Below are 20287 nucleotides of genomic sequence, written 5' to 3'. Positions count from 1 at the left end.
TTAATAAAGAATCAGCGTTGCGTAACGAAATCCACCTTGTCGAGATTGATGGCAGTCACGTTGACGGTCACATCCAGCTCCACGCTGAAGGTGCGTCTTTCCCGGCGCAGAAAGAGAAATAAAAACGCCTCTTTGCGCACCGTTTCACGCGCTTGAACAACCTGCACATCCTGTGGCTCAATACGCAGTAAGATATGCGGCGACGCTTTCATCACCGCAGCCTGAACGTGGTTCAGGGCGTCGGCAAAGGCGCGCGCTTTTGCCTCGCCCTTGCCAGTGACTCTCACCGTGGTGGTGAATTGCTCTTTCATGCTTAAGCGCCGTGTTTCTTTTGCCACGCCTGAACCAGGCGTTCACCGAGCTCTTCTTTGTCCATAAAACCGAACCCCAGCACGTTGCAACCTTCGTTGATGGCGGTGACGCCTTCATCAACCGAGCGCATGCCGTATTTCGCCTTGTAGCCGTATTTGTTCTGCGCGGTAATTGCCCCCGCCCCACCGCTGCCGCAAAACGAGATACCAAAGGTGGCGTTTTCCGCTTTCATTACGTCACCCAGCTTCATGTCAGCCGCAACGCCTGGTACCACAACCGCACGGCCACCCGCTTTCTCAACGCCTGCCGCCACTTTCTGGCCTTTACCCAGACGATCGCCAATCACTACGGTAATCTGTTCCATCTTTTGCTCCTTAAAGGTTGTCTTTTGCGACTTCGAAGTGCACCGACAGCAGCCAGGCCTCTTCCTCAGGAAGGTTGCCAAACTCGGCAACCACGTCGCGGGCAAGCGCCATTGATTCGGCAGAAATTTCATCAAACAAGCTGGCATCGACTTCAGGTAAGGGTTCACCCGTTACCGAGCGGTGCGCCATGGCGCGAACATGCGACGTCAGCATCTGTTCCTGTACAGCGTTGGGAATAATGTGGCGTTCACGCAGCAAGGCATACACCTGCGCCAGCATGCGGTCGGCCAGTTCCACCGATTCCCCCATGTCATTCATTACAGCTCCGTTATTCACTCGTCTTACCCCACTAATGGCTCTGGGGATAAATTAGCGGTGGGGGTTAAAAGTTTGTAGCGAGTTGTTTTCCACTTCGAAGTGGAAAGGGGGTCAGCGTTAGTGATCTGCGCCGCAAAATGGGTCGGGTTCACGATTTATCACTGGAAGAATGTGATTGAGATCGCAAGAGTGAGCCGAAAAATGGACGGCGATACGAACAATGAATGGACGATAAAAATGAAAAAATGTGATGGGTATAGCGTTTACTTATGGGGTGTTGTGACGCAGCGTCTTATCCGGCCCACGGTTATGCAGGCCGGATAGCGTAGATTAGCGGAACTTCTTGTGGTTTTCGTTGCGCGTGGTTTTCATGTCTTCCGCAACGGCTTTCGCCTCTTTGACTTTACCTTCGTTCGCCAGCTTAAGCGCGCCATCAATCTGACCGATCAGTGTGTCAAAACCGTGGCGGAAATCCTTCATCTCCGGGCTGTCCGGGGATTTGCTTTCCAGCTTCGGCGGTGTTCCTTTTTGAGCGTCCAGCGCGGCTGCACGCATTTTGGTTAACGCATCTTTCAGTTCAGTCGCATTATCCGTTTTTTCGACGATCTTCAGGTTGTCGTTGAGGATCCCCATGTCATCTTCGAGATCGGCTGCAAACGCAGAAGAACCAAGAACCAGCGTTGAAGCCGCGACGATCGCTAACAGGTGTTTACGCATTGCTCACTTCCTTTTTTATTATTAAAAAATTTACGCCTTAACGAGTATCATTGCCCGGCGATTTTCATCTCCGGTAACAATACCGAACCACACTGAATATTACTGCGCGTTTCAATATCGTTCCCTACGGTCACAATATTGCGCCACATCTCTTTTAAGTTCCCGGCGATGGTAATTTCACTTACCGGATACTGAATTTCGCCGTTTTCGACCCAGAAGCCCGCCGCACCGCGCGAGTAATCCCCGGTAATGCCGCTTACGCCCTGGCCCATCAGCTCGGTAACCACAAGGCCTGTCCCCATCTCTTTGAGTAGCTGCTCGAAGCTTAGACCTTGTCCCGGAATTCGCCAGTTGTGGATCCCCCCCGCATGCCCGGTGCTCTTCAGCCCCAGCTTACGTGCGGAATAGTTGGTCAACAGCCATTGAGTCAGCACGCCGTCTTTAATGATGTCGCGGCGTTCAGTCCGTACCCCTTCACTGTCGAACGGCGATGACGCCAGTCCCTTCAGCAGGTGCGGATGTTCTTCAATAGTCAGCCATTCCGGCAGAATTTGTTTACCCAGCGAATCCAGCAGGAAGGTGGATTTGCGGTACACCGAACCACCGGCGATCGCGCCGACCAGGTGTCCGAACAGTCCGGTCGCCACTTCGTTGGCGAAAATCACCGGCGCTTTCATGGTGGAAAGCTTACGCGGCGACAAACGAGATAAGGTACGGCGAGCACAGTCTGCCCCCACCCACTCCGGCGTTTGCAGATCGCCCATCGCCCGACCAATGGTGTAGGCGTAATCGCGTTCCATATCGCCATTTTCTTCCGCGATCACACAGCTGGAAAGGGAATGACGAGTGGAGCAGTAGCCCTGCAGCATGCCGTGGCTGTTGCCAAATACTTTGATGCCATAGTGGCTGTTAAAGCTGCCGCCTTCGGTATTGGTGATACGCTTATCAGCCTGCAGCGCCGCCTGTTCAGCGCGGGCAGCCAATTCGATAGCTTCGTCAGGCGAGACTTCCGCTGGGTGGAACAGATCCAGATCGGGCGCATCAAAGGCCAGTAATTCTTTATCTGCAACGCCCGCGCACGGGTCCGGTGAGGTGTAACGCGCAATATCCAGCGCAGCCTGCACGGTACGGGCAATCGCCTGCGGACTTAAATCGGTGGACGATGCGCTGCCCTTACGGTTCTGGTGATAAACCGTAATCCCCAACGCGCCATCGCTATTGAATTCTACGTTCTCCACTTCACCATAACGGGTGCTGACGCTAATACCCGTGGTCTTGCTTACAGCGACTTCCGCGCCATCCGACTTACCTGACGCTAATTCCAGTGCCGTCGAGACCGCTTCTTCCAGAATCTTACGCTGCGCTTCAACTTGTGAGATTACTTTCATCGCAAATGCCATAATGTAGAGAGAGTTTCTCTGAAGTCTAACAGAGAACCGTTTTTCAGTGCGCATCTTAACTGGTAACATTAGCCTCTTTTTTTAAGGAGCCTGACATGACTAAGCAGCCCGAAGACTGGCTCGACGACGTTCCCGGTGATGACATCGAAGACGAAGACGATGAAATTATCTGGGTCAGTAAAAGTGAAATAAAACGTGACGCCGAGGAGTTAAAACACCTGGGTGTGGAACTGGTAAAACTGGGGAAAAACGCGCTGGATAAAATCCCGCTCGATGCGGATTTACGTGCCGCGATTGAGCTGGCCCAGCGTATTAAGATGGAAGGTCGCCGCCGCCAGCTGCAGCTGATTGGCAAAATGTTGCGCCAGCGCGATGTTGATCCTATCCGTCAGGCGCTGGATAAGCTGAAAAACCGCCACAACCAACAGGTCGTTGTCTTCCATAAGCTGGAGCAACTGCGTGACCGTATGGTTGACGGTAACGATGAAGCTATCGAAGAAGTGATAAACCTGTGGCCTGACGCCGACCGTCAGCAACTGCGTTCGCTGGTGCGTAACGCCAGGAAAGAAAAAGCGGGCAACAAGCCGCCAAAATCTTCCCGCCAGATCTTCCAGTATCTGCGCGAACTGGCGGAAAACGAGGCGTAACTCGTCGGCTATGATTCTTATAAGGGTATTAAATTACCCTTATAAGACATTTATATTATCAATATAACAATCAACATTATTCCTTCTGGCTATTTTTATAGTGATCAAATATTGTTGCAGTCAGTACCTGAAAGTGATTGAATCTAAATTCTGAACGGAATCGCTTCGAATAACATTTATATTCACAAGGGTTATAAAATGGAGAAAGAATCAATTAATGAAAAATGGCGAGAGCGTTTTGACTTTCTGAGTACGCATGGATTGCCAGGAACACCCTCTTATACAAAAACGTATAGAACAATGAAGTTTGGACAGAGGATAAGTATAGGAGCCAACTTATATGCTTTTTTCTTCGGCTTTGTCTACTTCTGCATCCTGGGCTTATGGAAAAAGGGACTTGTATTATTTTTGGGCGTAGCGGCCATACAGGCCGCGCTGATCGCAATAGAAGCTGTGGCAGATATTGATATGAATGCCTTTGCCAAAGTCATAAATATTGGATACGCCTGTGTATGTTCTTATTTAGTCAATACCGCCTACTACCTGCGCATGGTGAAAGGTGTTGAAAGTTGGAATCCGTTCCAGGGGTTAACCCGAAAAAGCGCAGAAGCGGTGTCAAACCTGCCATCACGTCAGTATTAATCTCACAGGGAGCATAGTTGGCTCCCTGCTATTATTAAAATGCAATTAATAATGTGGTAGATACGTACATCGTAGCTGATAAGCAGGTGATAATGAAAGCACAAAACGCCTTTAAACGATAATTCGACGATATCATTCCGGCAATACTCATCGAAAAACCAATAACAAAAAAAAGTATTCCAGCCATGACAAGAAATATAGCTATACCATCATCATCATCAATACTTGCGGTTATGAGATACAAGAAAAAGCAAATTGCCAGAGCTAACCCAATGAAACTTACCCAAAGAGAAACCGTTACCATTTCTCTATTACCATCACTTGAAGAGACTATACTCGCTGTCATATTAAGTAGCACCGATCCTTGTATTGAATATAAAAATAATGTTTTCAATATGCAGCAAAGATATATTTATTGCAATAATCTATCAGAATAGGAAAAAGAAATCTGACGACATCAGTTTTCTTTTTTATTTAGAGAAACAAAGTTTGGCGAAACGAGCTTGCCGGATGGCGGTGCAAATACCTTATCCGGCCTACGATCCGTTGTAGGCCCGGTAAGCGTAGCGCCACCGGGCATTTTTTTACTCTTCCGTTTCTGCCTGAGCTTTCTTCGCCAGGCCATCCAGCAGTTTTTGATGAATACCACCAAATCCGCCGTTGCTCATCACCAGAATGTGGTCGCCAGGCTGTGCGGTTTTCACCACCATATCTGCCAGTGCATCCACATCGCCACTCCAGTGTGCCGGCTGAACGCAGGCTTCAGCGACTTCTGCTACCTGCCAGGGAATGTGCGGCGGTTGCAGCAGGAACACTTCGTCCGCACGGCCTAACGACGGCGCGAGGTCATCTTTGCACAGCCCCATTTTCATGGTGTTCGAGCGAGGTTCCAGCACCGCGATGATGCGCGCCGTGCCACCCACTTTACCGCGCAGCGCCGCAAGCGTTGCCAGAATGGCCGTCGGGTGATGGGCAAAATCGTCATACACCGTCACGCCATTGGCTTCGCCGCGAAGCTCAAGACGACGACGGGCGTTGATGAACGAGCCCAGCGCATTGGCCGCATCCGCAGGCACGACGCCCACATGGCGCGCGGCCGCAATCGCCATCAGACCGTTATGCATATTGTGCTCGCCCACCAGGCCCCACTTCACCTCACCGACTTTTTCACCGTCCAGCCACACTTCCCACTCGGAGGCATCGGTGGTCAGCTTTTTCGCCTGCCAGTGGCCTTGTTCGCCCACCAGCTCTTGTTCGCTCCAGCAGCCCATCGCCATCGTCTGTTTCAGATTGATGTCGTTTTCCGGGTAGATGATGCGTCCCTGGCCCGGCACGATACGCACCAGGTGATGGAACTGTTTCTGGATCGCTTTCAGATCGTCAAAGATGTCCGCGTGATCGAACTCAAGGTTGTTGAGGATCAGCGTACGCGGGCAGTAATGCACGAATTTGGAACGCTTGTCGAAGAAGGCGCAGTCGTACTCATCTGCTTCAATCACGAAGAAGTCGCTTTCGCCCAGACGCGCAGAAACCTCAAAGTTACCCGGTACGCCGCCGATCACAAAGCCAGGCTTATAGCCGCAGGCTTCGAGGATCCAGGTCGCCATTCCGGCGGTGGTGGTTTTGCCATGCGTGCCCGCAACCGCCAGTACCCAGCGATCGCGCAGCACAAAGTCATGCAACCACTGTGGGCCGGACATGTACGGGATGTTCTTCTCGAGCACCGCTTCCACGCACGGATTACCACGGGTCATGGCATTACCGATGATCACTAAGTCCGGCTGCGGGTCGAGCTGGCTGGCATCGTACCCCTGAATTAAATCAATACCTTGCTTCTCAAGCAAGGTACTCATCGGCGGATACACATTGGCGTCCGAACCGGTTACTTCATGACCGAGCGAGCGCGCCAGCATCGCCAGACCGCCCATGAAAGTGCCACAAATTCCCAAAATATGAATGCGCATACGTCACTATCCTTTTTTAATCTGGGGGCCATTTTACGCACATGTCCGGCAAGTGAGAAACGCATTTCAGGATATTCCGTAGTTTGCTGGCGCGATTCACCTAAGCGCAACAATGGAAATATTTGTTAATATTGTTGCGGTCGCTTTACTCCACATAAATTGCAGGGAAAGTGTTATGAAAACGTTAGGTGAATTTATTGTCGAAAAGCAGCACGAGTTTTCTCATGCTACCGGTGAACTCACTGCTTTGTTGTCGGCAATAAAGCTGGGCGCCAAGATCATCCACCGCGATATCAATAAGGCCGGTCTGGTCGATATCCTGGGTGCCAGCGGTGCTGAGAACGTGCAGGGAGAGGTTCAGCAAAAACTCGATCTGTTCGCGAACGAAAAACTGAAAGCTGCACTGAAGGCGCGCGACATTGTGGCGGGCATTGCCTCGGAAGAAGAAGATGAAATCGTCGTCTTTGAAGGCTGTGAACACGCAAAATATGTTGTGCTGATGGATCCGCTGGATGGCTCATCCAACATCGATGTTAACGTCTCTGTCGGTACGATTTTCTCTATTTATCGCCGCGTAACCCCCGTCGGCACGCCGGTCACGGAAGAGGATTTCCTGCAGCCGGGCAACAAGCAGGTTGCGGCAGGTTACGTGGTTTATGGTTCTTCCACCATGCTGGTGTACACCACCGGCTGCGGCGTACACGCCTTCACCTACGATCCTTCTCTGGGCGTATTCTGCCTCAGCCAGGAACGTATGCGCTTCCCGGCGAAAGGCAGCACATACTCCATTAACGAAGGCAACTACATTAAATTCCCGAACGGCGTGAAGAAGTACATTAAATTCTGCCAGGAAGAAGATAAGTCAACCCAGCGCCCGTACACCTCGCGCTACATTGGCTCTCTGGTTGCGGACTTCCATCGCAATCTGCTGAAAGGCGGAATCTACCTGTACCCAAGCACCGCCAGCCACCCGGAAGGAAAACTGCGTCTGCTGTACGAATGCAACCCAATGGCCCTGCTGGCCGAGCAAGCGGGCGGCAAGGCGAGCGATGGTAAAAATCGTATTCTGGATATTATCCCGGAAAGCCTGCATCAGCGCCGCTCCTTCTTCGTGGGTAACGACCATATGGTTGAAGATGTAGAACGCTTTATCCGCGAGTTCCCGGACGCGTAATACGTTTTGCCGGATGAGACGTGTTAACCCCATCATCCGGCAAATTTATCCGCTACGCCGTTTGTACTTTAAACACTGCCATTGCTTCAAGCAGCGCATGTGACTGCTCTTCCAGCGAGCGGGTAGCTGCTGACGACTGCTGTACCAACGCCGCATTTTGCTGCGCCGTTTCATCCATCTGAATCACCGCAATATTCACCTGCTCAATGCCGCGACTCTGTTCCTGGGACGCACTGGCAATTTCACGCATCAGTTTGGTCATACGCATGACCTCGGTCGCAATCTCATCCATGGTTTCACCCGCCTGCTGCGCCAGCTCACTGCCTTCACCCACGTGCGTGTGCGAATCGCTGATTAAGGTGCGGATCTCTTTTGCCGCTTCAGCACTGCGGCTGGCCAGGTTTCGGACTTCACCTGCGACAACCGCAAAGCCCCGCCCTTGCTCACCGGCGCGCGCCGCTTCAACGGAGGCATTAAGCGCCAGGATGTTGGTCTGGAAAGCAATACCATCGATTACGCTAAGGATGTCGGCGATTCGGCTGGAACTGCCTGAAATATCGCGCATTTTCTCGATCACATAGCACACCATCTCGCTACCGCGATCGGCGGTATCCGACACCGATTTTGCCAACTGATGCGCCTGTTCCGCGTTCTGTGCATTCTGTTTCACGGTCGCCGTGAGTTCTTCCATGCTGGCGGCGGTCTGCTCCAGCGACGTGGCGGTCGATTCAGTGCGTTGCGCCAGATGCTGGTTTCCGGCAGTCAGCTCACGGCTACCAATATCAATTTGCGAACTGGCATCGCGTACGCGTTGTACCGAGTCGCCCAGCGAATGGCGCATTTCATCCATCGCTGCGCTCAGGCGGTTGAATTCAGCGCTAGCCGACAGCGCCGAAACCGGCGACAAATCCCCCGTCGCCAGGCGTTCCAGTTGCTCCACTATGCTATCCAGCGGCTTGAGAAACTTATTTCGCAGCATGAACCAAATCACGGCCAGTAGCGCGATAGCAGCCAACATTGCCCCACTCATAATAGCGTGGTAAATCAATGAAGTAATAATACGAGTAGAGGCATATAGCCCCATCCCTCCAGTCAGTAACAGAAGGAACGTCAGTAACGACAATAACACCAACAAACTTGATCGAATTGAAAGGGATTTTGGCATTGTTATATTTCCGGTTGTAGGGTTAAAACAGACCTGTACAGAACCTATCGACTACAACCGGAAAAAGTTTAGGTATTTAAATGTTTTTAGTAAAATCAGGATGTTACTTTGGTGTTGCTGTCGTACCCACTCGGGTTACCGGCGAGCTTTGACGATTTTCCCATAGCACCGTCAAACCGCGTTGTAACGCTATAAAAATAAACAATAAAATACCAATCGCAATCTTCGTCCACCAGGAACTTAATGTGCCGTCAAAATTAATATAGGTTTGAATTAATCCCTGAATAGCGACGCCAAACAAGGTACCTAACACCGTACCGACCCCGCCGCTCAGTAGCGTTCCGCCGATAACAACCGAAGCAATCGCATCCAGCTCAACGCCAACGCCCGCCAACGCATAACCCGCCTGGGTGTAAATTGAAAACACAATGCCGGCCAGCGTAGCAAGCCCGGTAGACAGCATATAGATACGAATGGTCGTGCTACGGGTTGAGATCCCCATCAGGTTGGCCGAGGTGGCGTTGCCACCAATGGCGTAAACCTGATTACCAAACCGCGTACGGTGCGCAAGGAAGATGCCAATCACCACCACGCCCAGCATTAACAACCCCATCGCGCTCAGGCGACCGCCGCCGGGAATTTTCCATGCCAGGCTTGAGAGCGTGTCATAGATCGGATGGTTAATTGGGATCGACTCTTCAGAGACCAGATAGCTGACGCCACGCAGGAAGAACATTCCCGCCAGCGTAATAATGAACGCAGGGATCTTCAGCGCATCAATCAGTAACCCCATAAATGCGCCAAACGCGCAACCCATCAGCAAAATCAGGGGAAACGCCAGCAGCGGGGAAATACCCCAATAACCAATAGCCTTCGCCAGAAATACGCCAGTAAAGGCGATGACCGAGCCAACGGAAAGGTCGATCCCGCCAGAGAGGATCACGAAGGTCATGCCCACGGCAATAATTCCTAAAAAAGCGTTATCGGTCAGGATATTGCAGATTACCCGAGTTGAAGCAAAAGCCGGAAACTGGGTCAGGCAGTAGAGATACCCCAGCACAAACACGCCGAGAGTAATCATTAGCGGTAAATTACGTTTTATCATGACCACGCACTCCTTTTATCAGGCTGATAAAGCGTTGTGACTGCACGACCAGTACACACAACACCACCACGGCTTTGACCACCTGGTTCAGCTCCGGCTGGAAGCCCGACAGTAAAATCCCGGTGTTCATTCCCTGAATAATCAATGCGCCGATCACCGACAGCAGCAGGTTAAATCGCCCGCCCATCAGCGAGCCACCACCGATGACCACCGCCAGGATGGCATCCAGTTCCAGCCACAATCCGGCGTTATTGGCATCTGCCCCACGGATATCCGCCGTGACGATAATACCGGCGATAGCCGCACACAGGCCGCTCAGTACATAAGTGAGCATCACAATGATGCGGGTATTCACCCCGGCATTTTTCGCCGCACGAATGTTAATGCCCACCGCTTCAATAAACATGCCCAGCGCCGTTTTACGCGTTAGCAGCCAAAAGGCGACCAGCGTCAGCAGCGCGATGATCACCGGCGTGGGGAACAGAAAGAGCGAGCCGCTGCCAAACCACGACAGCTCGGGCGAGTTGAAGGTGACGATCTGCCCGGACGTGATAAGCTGCGCCACTCCACGCCCGGCCACCATCAGGATGAGCGTCGCAACAAACGGCTGGATCTTGAGGATTGCCACCAGAATCCCGTTCCACAGCCCGGCCAGAATGCCGGAACCTAAGGCAGCAAGCAGCACCACCGGCAGACTGTGCCCGGCCACCGTCATCGCCGCGGTGGTCGCACCGGCAATCGCCATCACCGCGCCAACGGAAAGATCAATACCGCCGGTGGCGATCACCAGCGTCATACCAATCGCCAACAGCGCCACGGGAGCGGCACGGTTGAGAATATCAATCGGGCTGCCGAACAGGCGTCCATCCTGCAAAATCACCTGGTAGAAGTGTGGGGCCACCAGGCTGTCGACCAGCAGCACCAGCAGTAGCGCCACCAGTTGCGGCATACCTTTTGGCCAACGGAACCGTCGTTTCGCAGTGTTGGATTGAGGGAGAGATTGAGGCATCACCATAGTCTCCTTAGGCCGCAATGGCATTCATGATCGCCGGTACGGACAGTTCAGCCAGCGGGATCTCGGCCACCTGTTTGCGATCGCGCATAATAATGACGCGATCGGCATAACCCACTAACTCCTCCAGTTCGGATGAAATCACCAGCAGCGCCAGGCCATCCGCGCACAGCGTTTCGATCAGGCGGATGATCTCAGCATGTGCGCCGACATCGATTCCCCGCGTGGGTTCATCGAGGATCAGGAACTGCGGTTTGGTGAGTAACCAGCGCGAGAGCAAAACTTTTTGCTGATTACCGCCAGAGAGAAACTCGATTGGTTGCTCGGCGTTGGGGGTACGAATTCCAAGCTGACGGATAAAACGCTCGGCAATCTCGTTTTGTTCTTTCCTCGCAATAGGCCGCAGCCAGCCACGTTGCGCCTGCAAAGCCAGAATGATGTTTTCCCGCACCGAGGCGGCGGCGATAATACCATCCGTTTTACGATCTTCCGGACAGAAGCCGATCCCCAGGCACGAAGCCTGATGTGGGGATCGTAAGATCTGCGGTTTACCTTTGATCAGCGCACTACCGCTATCGGCAGGTTTAATACCGAAGATCACCTCCGCCGTTTCCGTGCGCCCGGATCCCAGCAATCCGGCAAGACCAACAATCTCACCGGGACGCACCTGTAGATCAAACGGCGCGATGGTGCCTTTCTTGCCAAAGCCGCTAAAGGCCGCCACCGGCTTATCGCTCAGTAACGTGCGTCCCGCACGCTGTAGCGCATGGGTATCCAGTTCGCGGCCCAACATCATTTTGACCAGTTCGATCTGTGGCAACTCGCGGGTTTCGCGGCAGCCAACGAAGCCGCCGTTACGCAGAACGGTGATGCGATCGCTGACCTGATAAACCTGATCGAGGAAATGGGTGACGAAGATCAGACTGACGCCCCGATCGCGAAGATGGCGCATCAGGCCGAACAGCATTTCAACTTCCTGGGTATCGAGGCTGGCTGTGGGTTCATCGAGGATCAGCACTTTCGCGGAGAGATCGATCGCGCGGCAAATCGCGACAATCTGCTGCATCGCCACAGAAAAGCGGTTCAGCGGCTCGCGTACGTCGAGGGAAAAACCGTATGACGCCATCAGCTCCGTGGCGCGTTTTTCCATCTGCTTACGCTGTAGCAGGCCAAAACGCCGTGGTTCACGGCCAATAAACAGGTTATCCGCGACCGACATATTGGGTAGCAGGTTTACTTCCTGATACACGGTGCCAATTCCCAGTTGCTGGGCATGGGCAGTATTTTTCGGGGAAATCTGCTGGCCTTCGAGCCAGATAGTGCCGCGATCGGCGTGGTAAACACCGGTCAGCGCTTTGATTAGCGTCGATTTACCGGCTCCGTTTTCACCCAGCAGCGCCATAATCTCGCCACGACGCAAACTAAAATCCACGTTATCCAGTGCTTTGACGCCGGGAAAAAATTTACTTAATCCTTCGGTGCGGAGGATCTCCTGATGTTGGTCGGTGGTCATGGCATTCCTCCGGTGCGAAATCACGGCGTTTCGTAGGCCTGATAAGCGCAGCGCCATCAGACCTACAGAAGACCGACAGCAAAACTAGTAGCCCATGTTTTTCTTCTTCTCTAACTCTTCTTTCGCCGTATCTGGCAGGTAGAGGATCGACTTGGTGATGGTCAGCTTCTCAGGCATCGTGCCGTCTTTTTTGAATTTCTCCAGCGCATCGAAGGCCGGACCTGCCATATTCGGCGTCAGCTCGACGCTGGCGTTAGCTTCACCATCAATCATCGCTTTGTAGATATCCGGTACGCCGTCGATGGAACCGGTAAGAATATCTTTACCGGGTTTCAGACCCGCTTCTTTGATCGCCTGAATCGCACCGATCACCATGTCATCGTTGTGGGCGTAAACCATGCAGATGTTCTTGCCGTTGTTTTCCGCTTTAATAAAGCTCTCCATCACTTCTTTCCCTTTACTGCGGGTGAAGTCACCGGACTGTGAGCGGATAATTTTGATGTTAGGTGCGTTAGCGATGGCTTCAGCAAAACCTTTTTTACGATCGATCGCTACACTTGCCCCGACGGTCCCTTGCAGCTCAACAACGTTACACGGCTTGCCGTTCACTTCTTTAATTAGCCAGTCGCCAATCAATTTACCTTCCAGCACGTTGTCAGCGGTGACGGTGGTCATATAGAGAGATTTGTCTTTTACATCGATGGAACGATCGAGCAAAAAGACGGGAATGTCGGCATCTTTTGCTTCTTTTAAGACCGGCTCCCAACCCGTTGCCACGACCGGGGCAATAAAGATGGCATCAACGCCCTGCGCCACGAATGAGCGGACTGCCTTAATCTGGTTTTCCTGCTTTTGCTGGCCGTCAGCGATTTTCAGCGTAATACCCCGCTTTTCGGCCTCGCTTTTCGCAACGTTGGTTTCTGCGGCGCGCCAGCCGGATTCAGAGCCAACCTGTGAAAATCCTACGGTTAAAGGGGCTGCCATTGCCATAGACGACATGGCTGCCGAAACTGCTGTGACTAAAAGTAAGCGCTTCCACATAAGTGCGTCCTCGTAGGGTGATTATTGTTGGTTAATAAACCGTCGCGAAAAAACTATAGACAATTGAGCATGTAACAGATTGCGTTACATCACACTTCAAAAAAGTAAATAAAACGTTAATCACAACTTTGTAATCGTTTTCATCTCGCTATGAAAAATGCGGCTGAAGATATGGATTTTTCTGTCATCAGAGAGGAGTAAAAAGAAGAAAATGCACGTAGATAAAGCGAAAACAAGCGGAGACATTCAGCGCGAGTTGGCTATAATACCCGCCACTTGTTTGCCATAGCATATTTAAAGGAAACAGACATGAGCTTACTCAACGTCCCTGCCGGTAAAGATCTGCCGGAAGATATCTACGTTGTTATCGAGATCCCTGCCAACGCAGATCCGATCAAATACGAAGTTGACAAAGAGAGCGGCGCCCTGTTCGTTGACCGCTTCATGTCCACCGCGATGTTCTATCCGTGCAACTACGGTTACATCAACCACACCCTGTCTCTGGACGGTGACCCGGTAGACGTTCTGGTCCCGACCCCGTATCCGCTGGAACCAGGTTCAGTGATCCGCTGCCGTCCGGTTGGCGTACTGAAAATGACCGACGAATCCGGTGAAGATGCGAAACTGGTTGCGGTACCGCACACCAAGCTGAGCAAAGAATACGACCACATCAAAGATGTGACCGACCTGCCGGAACTGCTGAAAGCGCAGATTACCCACTTCTTCGAGCACTACAAAGACCTCGAAGCAGGCAAATGGGTAAAAGTTGACGGTTGGGACAACGCTGAAGCCGCTAAAGCTGAAATCGTTGCTTCCTTCGAGCGCGCGAAAAAGTAAGTTTTACTTTTGATGCTTAGCCCCGCATGTCGGGGCTTTTTTATGCCCTGATGCGAGTACGATTGGCACAAAAAACAACGCCACCCGAAGGTGGCGTGTTCACATCAGTACTGGTCTCTGTCTAACCAGTTGCCGCTTTCAATCAGCGTTAAGCCATCAACCGGACGTTGGTACACGTACATCCATGCACTTCCGTACGGCGTTTGAATTAACTGGCGTGCGTATTCACCGCCACGGGTACGCAGAGCATCAAGCTCTGCCAGCGTGGCGTTATCAATACGATAAACTTCCCCGTGTACTGTTCCCTTTCCCGGAACGGCGCCTGGATAGTGGCCCAGGCTATACAACTGGTAGTTGTCGATACTGAAATTCCCCAGCAACAGGGCATTGGTCATCCAGTGGCTGTTGCCTTGTTTGGTTCGTAAACTGCCGTAGACAAATATTCGCATTGCTAAAACTCGAACTGATAGAGCAAATCAAGTGCCTGATCTACGCCAGACACTGCTTCCAGATATAGCTTAGGCATCAGACGATAACGTAGCGTGAGTGTCGCTAAGGAGTCAAATATACCCACACCATATTTCACCTGCAGACCTGGCAGTACGTATCCGCTGACAACTACCTGAGATGAATCGCCCACCCCTTGCGTGTCCAGTGCCAGATTGCTTACGCCAAATGTCTCCCCGATTTTACCCACAACCTGACCACTTTGTGCAACCCCCAGACCAATAAGCATTGAGGTCATCGCCGCGCTGTCACTCTGTTCGCTATCAAGTCCTTGTCCGCGAAGTAGGTAGGAAAGCGCCATTTGCTGCGACATTGCCGGGTCGGAGAAGATCTCCGCCTTCGGTTCATCGGCAGTGCCGGTCACGCGAACACCGGCGATCACGTCGTCTTCGGTGGCATCCGGGTTACGAATCGCTTCAATATTGAGCAACGGCTGATCCGGCGGGCCGGAGAACAACAGCTCGCCCTTACGCACAATCAGATCCTGACCATAGGCATGGAAGCGACCGCTCGGAATATTAATTTGTCCGTTCAGCCCCAGCCCCTGCTTATCCTGTACCACTTTCAGGTCGCCCGTCAGACGCGCTTTCAGACCAAAAGCGTCAATACGCACGTTGTTACCGACGTGGATGTTCAGGTTGCTGTTAATCGGAATACTGGCTGTCTGCGGTTTCTCCGGCTGCAGATTGTTGTTCAGCATGACCATGTCGCTGGAAACCCCTACCGCGCTCTCCGGCAGGTCGTGTACCACGATACGCGCCCATGGCACATCTACGTTGCCATCCAGGGTAAACAGGCTCGGCGTGGCTTCAAAGACCACGTCCGGCGAGACATCCAGGCGAACCATCGGCGGCACGGTAATACGTACCCTGCTGCCTTTAGCCGCCACCCGCGCCCGCCAGTTGTCTATTTGACTCCAGTCGGCATCGCCGCTCAGGTTAATTTCTCCCTGCTGCGTGCGCACCACGCCCGCCAGCGTGGAGCGTGTTCCGGTGAAATTAACGGCTAACTGGCTTGGCTGCATGTCGAACGGCATAAAGTTACCGTCGATATCCAGACCGCTCAGTTGCAGTTGTCCAAGCAGTTGTGGGCTTTGCACATCACCGCCCAGTCGCAGGTTGGCGTTGATCACCCCAGCCGCTTTTTCACCGCGCGAGAAGATGGGGTTCACCATCGCCAGATTGAAGTTGCGAATATTGACGTTACCGCCCAGGTTGCGGCGTCCTTGCGGATCCGTCACCTGTACCTGGCCGTCAAACTGCCCGTTGTTGGTCAGGCGAATCAGCCAGCCCAGCTCGGCACGGTTATTATGCAGGTCAGCAGTCAGATTCAGCGTGTCAAACGCCACCGGAAGCGATGCATCGTTCACGCTTTGCGTGACCTTCACGTTACGTCCATTCAGCGTCACTTGCCCCTGCGGCAGCCCTTCTTTGGTGGTGTCCCAGCTCACATCGGCTTTGCCAGTGAACACACCGCTGGCCTGGGTTGCATCCGGCATAAACGGTTTCAGCATTGCCAGATCGAAGCGATTCAGGTTCACCACCGCGCGCCCTTCTGCACCGGCATCAATGGCTTGCGGTACGCACAGTTCCGCATTCGGGTTGTTCCAGCAGTGCGGCCCAATGCTGATTTTCTGTTCCTGATTACGGTAATCCAGCGCAATAGGGCGGTTCAACGACCACGGACCCACCGGCGTCTGGAAGCGCGTATTGCTCAGCGTCCCTTTCCAGCGCTGTTCTTTACGATCAAAGCTACCCGCTAGATCAAGCTGTCCGGAAACCGGCTCACCCTGAATGCGCAGTTGCAGCTCATGCTGCTTTTCACTGCCTTTGGCGTTAAGCGTCACCAGGCCAATATTCACGTCAGGTTGTACAATCCGCTCTACGCGAACATTGAGATTACCGGCGATTTGCTCGGCCGATTTCACATCGCCTTCGACGCGTACCTGAGCGACGGAAAGCTCTTGCCAGCGCAGACCGCGAGCGGTGATATCCGCCAGCAGCTGCGGCGCTTCAACCGTACCGCGAACTTTTACCAGCCCTTTCGCCGTACCGCCCAGTCCAGGCAGCGCGTTATCCAGGCTCGGGGCATCAATCGTCGCGTCGAGATTGAGGTCTTTGACCCCCAGTTCCCCTTTCACATCCGCGCTGTTGCGCCCCAGTTCCAGATGCAGCCCCGGGATCGTCCACTGCAGGTAACTGTTACCCTTCAGTGAACCATTCACATTGACCTTGTTCTGCTTCACGTTGCCGGTCAGCTTCAGCTCCGGAACCTCCATCTGCCAGCTTCCACCGTACAGACTGCCGCGCGTTTTCACCAGGCCATTCAGTTTTGACGGCCAGTCTGGAATCGCTTTCGCGGTGTTTATGCCATCCAGCGTTAACTCCCCGCGCCAGCTGATCGCCTGCTGCCAGTCCACCAGCGCTTTCAGCTCGGTTTTCCCTTCCAGCGCCGCAACGCTGAGTTTGTCGAGATTGATCTGCTGTTCGTTACCTTTAGCGTCCAGCGTGATGGTAGCCGGAGGAATATCCTGCCCCTTCACTGCGGTACGCATCGACAACGTGTAGTCGGTCATCTTGCCGGTCAGTTTGAGCTTGATGTCATCAGCCTGGAACTGCTTGTCGCCGGTAAACGGCCAGTATATTTGCTTACTCACCACTTCCAGATTGAGCGGCAACCCGGCTTCCGCCAGACGCGTTTGCGCCCGTAGGTCCATATCCACCGGACCAGACAGATTTACGCCGACTTCCAACTGGTCACGCAGTGCGCCGCCGACCTTCAGCTTCACCTTTTCGCCTTTTAACGGGTCGATGTTCAGCGTGCTGTTTAACGTAATATCGACCGGCCATGTGTCGGTGAGCTGCGCCGTACCGCTGGCTTTTACCGATCCCTGATTCGAGTCGATATCCAGCGTATCCAGCTTCATGTTGCCGTCAATGCTGCTCACTTTCAGCAACAGGTTATGTACCGTGAGATCAGTATCCCCGGTGACGCGCAACTGCTCGCCGCGAAATTCTTCAATATTGAGATTGAGCGGCAGATGCACATCGGTCATTTCCGGTAGCACCGGCTTTGAGAACAGATCTTTTAGCGTTTCGCCGAGCGGTTTTTCATCCGGCTGCGGGTTTTGAATCTTTGGTTCGACGACCTCTTCCTGCGCCACTTCCGCCACTTTAGGCAGGGCAATCAGCAGCCCCTGCAATGACGTTGGCTTCAACGTCAGCGTTTTTTCCTGCCAGTTCAGACCAGAGGTAAAGTCCAGCACGGAAACCGTGGTGTCATCGATTTTAATATTGATGTTGTTAAGTGCCACGCGTGAAAGCGTGATTGGGTAAGGCGTGGAAAGGTTAAGCGGACCGTTCTCTTCTTCCTCAACCGGCGCTGATGGCGGCATTTTTTTGCTGTCGATCGCTACGTTGATATTTTTCAGCGACAGATCGTTGACGCACAGACTGCTATTCCACAGGCAATTAAGCCCAACGGCCAGATGTACTTCGCCAGCATTTACTGCCACGCCGGGCTGGTCATAACGGATATTTTTAAGTGATAAATCCCGCCAGCCGCCGGTGACCTGACCGATCTCAAGCCCCGGAACCCAACGATTCGCGGCTTTGAAGATCAAATGCAGGCCCGAGGTGGTGCCGACGAGAAACGCTACTGTGCCTGACAGCAGCAGGATAAAAATCAGTACGCCGAGGCTTATCTTCTTCCATAAACTCATAATTCAGGCCCCAGACCGATGTAAAACTGTAAACCATGTTCATCTTTGTCGCCGACAGGGACGGCAAAGTCGAGCTTGATAGGTCCTACCGGCGACTGCCAGCGAACACCGACCCCGGCACCGGTTTTGAAATCGCTTTTGCGAATATCGCTAACCGCTTCGCCGCTATCGACAAACATCGCGCCCCACCATTTTCCGGTCACGTTGTATTGATATTCCAGCGAGCCGGTCGCCAGCTTCGAAGCCCCTTTCAGCTTGCCGTCGCTGCCTTCTGGCGAAATAGATTTGTATTTGTAGCCGCGAATGCTGCGATCGCCCCCAGCGAAGAAACGCAGATCCGGCGGCACTTTGTCGAAGTCACCGGTTTCAATCCAGCCGAGGTTGCCGCGCATCACAAAGCGATGACGATCGTACAGCGTACGGATCCACACGTTTTGCGCCTGGAAGACGGAGAAATCAACGTCTGAGCCCCAGGCTGTGTTGGAGTAATCGATGGAATAACGTTGGGAGTCGCCCCAGACGGGCATCAGACCGCCACGCGAGCGCGTCCGGCTGATCATCACGCCCGGATAAAGCAGCATGGTGGTGTTGGTGACGTTACCCTGGGTAAAGTGGTCGAGGCTCCAGCGCAGGTTAATCGCGCGTTGCCAGCCGCTGGAGAGATCCCAATAGCGGGAAACCGCAAGCGTCGTGGAGTCCTGCTCGGTGTCGTTTAAATCGGTTCGCTTAAAGCCCCCCTGCACCAGGTAATACTGTTCCAGAGGGTTCTTTAATAGCGGCATTTTATAACTGAAATCAAGAACCTGCTCTGGCGCAGAGATGCTGGCGCTGGTGGTCAGGCTGTGGCCGTAGGAGTTCATCCACGGCTTTTTCCACGAGGTTTTCAACCGGGGTCCGACGTCAGTTGAATAACCAACCCCGGTTTCGATGGTGTTTTCGGTGCGCGGCGAAACCACGCCTTTCAGCGGCAGCACTTTGGTTTTACGGGCTTTATCAAATTCCGGCGCGACGACCACGGAGTTAAACCATCCGGTTGCCGACAGACGACGGTTCAGTTCGCCCAGATCTTTCGACTCATACTCATCACCCTCTTTAAAGGGCACCAGATTTTGCAGATACTCATCGCGAATTTGCGAGCCTTCAAAGGTGACATGCCCAAAGCGATAGCGTTCGCCGCTGTTGTAATCGATATCCCAGAATGCCTGGCGGCGCTCAAGCGCTATCCCGAGCTGGCTTTTATTAAATTCACTGTCGAAATAGCCTTTGCGCAGCGCCACGCTGGTGAGTGACTTTTTGAAATTGTCATAGTCACCCTGATTCAGCACAGTGCCGATTGCCGGGCGTGTTTTCAGCAGATCCAGGTAATCTTTATCCGTACGTGCGCCACCGCGCAGAATCACTTCTGTGCCGCCAATCAGCACTGGCTCGCCAGGAGTGACTTTGGCAATCAGCACCTGGCGTCCTTTTGCCGGCGGCGGACGCAGTTCAAAATCAATGGTTGGCTCAAAGTAGCCCAGCGCTTTTAGCCCTTCGCGGATGGCATCATCAACGCGCGCACGAAAGCGTCGGTCTGGAGTGACTTCATCACTTTGAATCGTGGACAGCTGCGCACGGACGTTTTTCTCCAGCGGTCCTGATAATCCTTCGACCTGCAAGCGAACATTCGCGGCGGCGGCGGAGCCACTTAAGCACAGTAATCCAACCCAACATAACTGACGGATATGTGGCACATTTTCTCCTGAATATCCTTTTTTCCCACCCCTGGAAAAAAATACTATGCCGTTCCTCGGCTTAACAAAAAATCAACAATAAGAGTTGAAAAACAGACGACAACCCAAATATTTCTT

General features: G+C 52.9%; 18 protein-coding genes. 4 read left to right on the top strand and 14 right to left on the bottom strand.

The window, feature by feature from the left end; translation table 11 throughout:
• Positions 1-11 precede the first annotated feature (11 nt).
• From OGX99_RS01945 to pmbA, 5 genes are all read right to left on the bottom strand, one after another.
• Positions 12-311 (bottom strand): DUF4312 family protein, encoded by a 300-nt coding sequence (locus OGX99_RS01945; RefSeq protein WP_038636649.1) that lies wholly within the window; start codon positions 309-311, stop codon positions 12-14.
• A gap of 2 nt (positions 312-313) precedes the next feature.
• The gene (locus tag OGX99_RS01940; protein WP_103675660.1) at positions 314-676 is read right to left on the bottom strand and encodes an SFCGS family glycine-rich protein; all 363 of its coding nucleotides are present in this window, start codon (positions 674-676) and stop codon (positions 314-316) included.
• A gap of 10 nt (positions 677-686) precedes the next feature.
• On the bottom strand, positions 687-995 hold the full coding sequence (locus OGX99_RS01935) for a PRD domain-containing protein (protein ID WP_016151467.1): 309 nt from the start codon (positions 993-995) through the stop codon (positions 687-689).
• A 330-nt stretch (positions 996-1325) separates the two neighbouring features.
• The gene (gene cybC, locus OGX99_RS01930) at positions 1326-1712 is read right to left on the bottom strand and encodes a cytochrome b562 (protein WP_151217419.1); all 387 of its coding nucleotides are present in this window, start codon (positions 1710-1712) and stop codon (positions 1326-1328) included.
• A gap of 47 nt (positions 1713-1759) precedes the next feature.
• A complete protein-coding gene (gene pmbA / locus OGX99_RS01925; protein WP_003830385.1) occupies positions 1760-3112 on the bottom strand; it encodes a metalloprotease PmbA in 1353 nt (450 codons plus the stop codon).
• Positions 3113-3207: 95 nt separating this feature from the next.
• On the opposite strand from pmbA, the gene yjgA reads away from it, so the two are divergent.
• Together yjgA and OGX99_RS01915 are read left to right on the top strand one after the other, a co-directional pair.
• The gene (gene yjgA / locus OGX99_RS01920; protein WP_252838483.1) at positions 3208-3759 is read left to right on the top strand and encodes a ribosome biogenesis factor YjgA; all 552 of its coding nucleotides are present in this window, start codon (positions 3208-3210) and stop codon (positions 3757-3759) included.
• 198 nt (positions 3760-3957) lie between these two features.
• Complete coding sequence (locus OGX99_RS01915; RefSeq protein WP_187253627.1) at positions 3958-4401, top strand: DUF2628 domain-containing protein; 444 nt, start codon at positions 3958-3960, stop codon at positions 4399-4401.
• Between the two features lie 584 nt (positions 4402-4985).
• Here OGX99_RS01915 and mpl read toward each other — a convergent pair.
• Complete coding sequence (mpl, locus tag OGX99_RS01910) at positions 4986-6365, bottom strand: UDP-N-acetylmuramate:L-alanyl-gamma-D-glutamyl-meso-diaminopimelate ligase (protein ID WP_187259196.1); 1380 nt, start codon at positions 6363-6365, stop codon at positions 4986-4988.
• 175 nt (positions 6366-6540) lie between these two features.
• Between mpl and fbp the strand changes: the two genes are divergently transcribed.
• Complete coding sequence (fbp, locus tag OGX99_RS01905) at positions 6541-7539, top strand: class 1 fructose-bisphosphatase (protein ID WP_003025742.1); 999 nt, start codon at positions 6541-6543, stop codon at positions 7537-7539.
• Between the two features lie 52 nt (positions 7540-7591).
• On the opposite strand, the gene OGX99_RS01900 is transcribed toward fbp, so the two are convergent.
• From OGX99_RS01900 to ytfQ, 5 genes are all read right to left on the bottom strand, one after another.
• Positions 7592-8704, bottom strand: a complete 1113-nt coding sequence (locus tag OGX99_RS01900) for a methyl-accepting chemotaxis protein (RefSeq protein ID WP_151224482.1) — start codon at positions 8702-8704, stop codon at positions 7592-7594.
• Between the two features lie 103 nt (positions 8705-8807).
• Entirely contained in the window at positions 8808-9809 is a 1002-nt protein-coding gene (gene yjfF / locus OGX99_RS01895) for a galactofuranose ABC transporter, permease protein YjfF (protein WP_151217415.1), read from the bottom strand.
• On the bottom strand, positions 9796-10818 hold the full coding sequence (gene ytfT, locus OGX99_RS01890; RefSeq protein ID WP_151217413.1) for a galactofuranose ABC transporter, ATP-binding protein YtfT: 1023 nt from the start codon (positions 10816-10818) through the stop codon (positions 9796-9798). Before ytfT ends, yjfF begins: the two co-directional genes overlap by 14 nt.
• A gap of 13 nt (positions 10819-10831) precedes the next feature.
• Positions 10832-12334, bottom strand: coding sequence for a galactofuranose ABC transporter, ATP-binding protein YtfR (ytfR, locus tag OGX99_RS01885; RefSeq protein ID WP_187253625.1), 1503 nt, complete (start codon positions 12332-12334; stop codon positions 10832-10834).
• A gap of 84 nt (positions 12335-12418) precedes the next feature.
• A complete protein-coding gene (gene ytfQ, locus OGX99_RS01880) occupies positions 12419-13375 on the bottom strand; it encodes a galactofuranose ABC transporter substrate-binding protein YtfQ (RefSeq protein WP_005134480.1) in 957 nt (318 codons plus the stop codon).
• 309 nt (positions 13376-13684) lie between these two features.
• Here ytfQ and ppa point away from each other — a divergent pair, with 309 nt between their 5' ends.
• Entirely contained in the window at positions 13685-14212 is a 528-nt protein-coding gene (gene ppa, locus OGX99_RS01875) for an inorganic diphosphatase (RefSeq protein WP_003025726.1), read from the top strand.
• Positions 14213-14316: 104 nt separating this feature from the next.
• Here the strand turns inward: ppa and OGX99_RS01870 are convergent, their stop codons facing one another.
• Genes OGX99_RS01870 through tamA form a run of 3 tightly spaced genes read right to left on the bottom strand, consistent with a single transcriptional unit; the run spans position 14317 to position 20170 of the window.
• Positions 14317-14661 carry a gamma-glutamylcyclotransferase family protein gene (locus tag OGX99_RS01870; protein ID WP_029139743.1) on the bottom strand — a complete coding sequence of 115 codons (345 nt, stop codon included), beginning with the start codon at positions 14659-14661 and terminating at the stop codon, positions 14317-14319.
• 2 nt (positions 14662-14663) lie between these two features.
• Positions 14664-18440 (bottom strand): autotransporter assembly complex protein TamB, encoded by a 3777-nt coding sequence (tamB, locus tag OGX99_RS01865; protein ID WP_252838484.1) that lies wholly within the window; start codon positions 18438-18440, stop codon positions 14664-14666.
• On the bottom strand, positions 18437-20170 hold the full coding sequence (tamA, locus tag OGX99_RS01860) for an autotransporter assembly complex protein TamA (RefSeq protein ID WP_151217409.1): 1734 nt from the start codon (positions 20168-20170) through the stop codon (positions 18437-18439). The genes tamB and tamA overlap by 4 nt, the downstream gene beginning before the upstream one ends.
• Between the last annotated feature and the right edge of the window lie 117 nt (positions 20171-20287).

Origin of the sequence: Citrobacter sp. Cu096, assembly GCF_030332285.1 — a bacterium.
In the GTDB taxonomy this organism is placed as follows: Bacteria; Pseudomonadota; Gammaproteobacteria; order Enterobacterales; family Enterobacteriaceae; genus Citrobacter; species Citrobacter meridianamericanus.
Note: the sequence above shows the minus strand (reverse complement) of the source record. Positions and strands in the feature narration are given on the sequence as shown.

What these genes read in the sequence shown, in the direction of transcription:
- OGX99_RS01945 (WP_038636649.1), bottom strand. Translation starts at nt 311, where the DNA reads ATGAAAGAGCAATTCACCACCACGGTGAGAGTCACTGGCAAGGGCGAG.
- OGX99_RS01940 (WP_103675660.1), bottom strand. Translation starts at nt 676, where the DNA reads ATGGAACAGATTACCGTAGTGATTGGCGATCGTCTGGGTAAAGGCCAG.
- OGX99_RS01935 (WP_016151467.1), bottom strand. Translation starts at nt 995, where the DNA reads ATGAATGACATGGGGGAATCGGTGGAACTGGCCGACCGCATGCTGGCG.
- cybC (WP_151217419.1), bottom strand. Translation starts at nt 1,712, where the DNA reads ATGCGTAAACACCTGTTAGCGATCGTCGCGGCTTCAACGCTGGTTCTT.
- pmbA (WP_003830385.1), bottom strand. Translation starts at nt 3,112, where the DNA reads ATGGCATTTGCGATGAAAGTAATCTCACAAGTTGAAGCGCAGCGTAAG.
- yjgA (WP_252838483.1), top strand. Translation starts at nt 3,208, where the DNA reads ATGACTAAGCAGCCCGAAGACTGGCTCGACGACGTTCCCGGTGATGAC.
- OGX99_RS01915 (WP_187253627.1), top strand. Translation starts at nt 3,958, where the DNA reads ATGGAGAAAGAATCAATTAATGAAAAATGGCGAGAGCGTTTTGACTTT.
- mpl (WP_187259196.1), bottom strand. Translation starts at nt 6,365, where the DNA reads ATGCGCATTCATATTTTGGGAATTTGTGGCACTTTCATGGGCGGTCTG.
- fbp (WP_003025742.1), top strand. Translation starts at nt 6,541, where the DNA reads ATGAAAACGTTAGGTGAATTTATTGTCGAAAAGCAGCACGAGTTTTCT.
- OGX99_RS01900 (WP_151224482.1), bottom strand. Translation starts at nt 8,704, where the DNA reads ATGCCAAAATCCCTTTCAATTCGATCAAGTTTGTTGGTGTTATTGTCG.
- yjfF (WP_151217415.1), bottom strand. Translation starts at nt 9,809, where the DNA reads ATGATAAAACGTAATTTACCGCTAATGATTACTCTCGGCGTGTTTGTG.
- ytfT (WP_151217413.1), bottom strand. Translation starts at nt 10,818, where the DNA reads ATGCCTCAATCTCTCCCTCAATCCAACACTGCGAAACGACGGTTCCGT.
- ytfR (WP_187253625.1), bottom strand. Translation starts at nt 12,334, where the DNA reads ATGACCACCGACCAACATCAGGAGATCCTCCGCACCGAAGGATTAAGT.
- ytfQ (WP_005134480.1), bottom strand. Translation starts at nt 13,375, where the DNA reads ATGTGGAAGCGCTTACTTTTAGTCACAGCAGTTTCGGCAGCCATGTCG.
- ppa (WP_003025726.1), top strand. Translation starts at nt 13,685, where the DNA reads ATGAGCTTACTCAACGTCCCTGCCGGTAAAGATCTGCCGGAAGATATC.
- OGX99_RS01870 (WP_029139743.1), bottom strand. Translation starts at nt 14,661, where the DNA reads ATGCGAATATTTGTCTACGGCAGTTTACGAACCAAACAAGGCAACAGC.
- tamB (WP_252838484.1), bottom strand. Translation starts at nt 18,440, where the DNA reads ATGAGTTTATGGAAGAAGATAAGCCTCGGCGTACTGATTTTTATCCTG.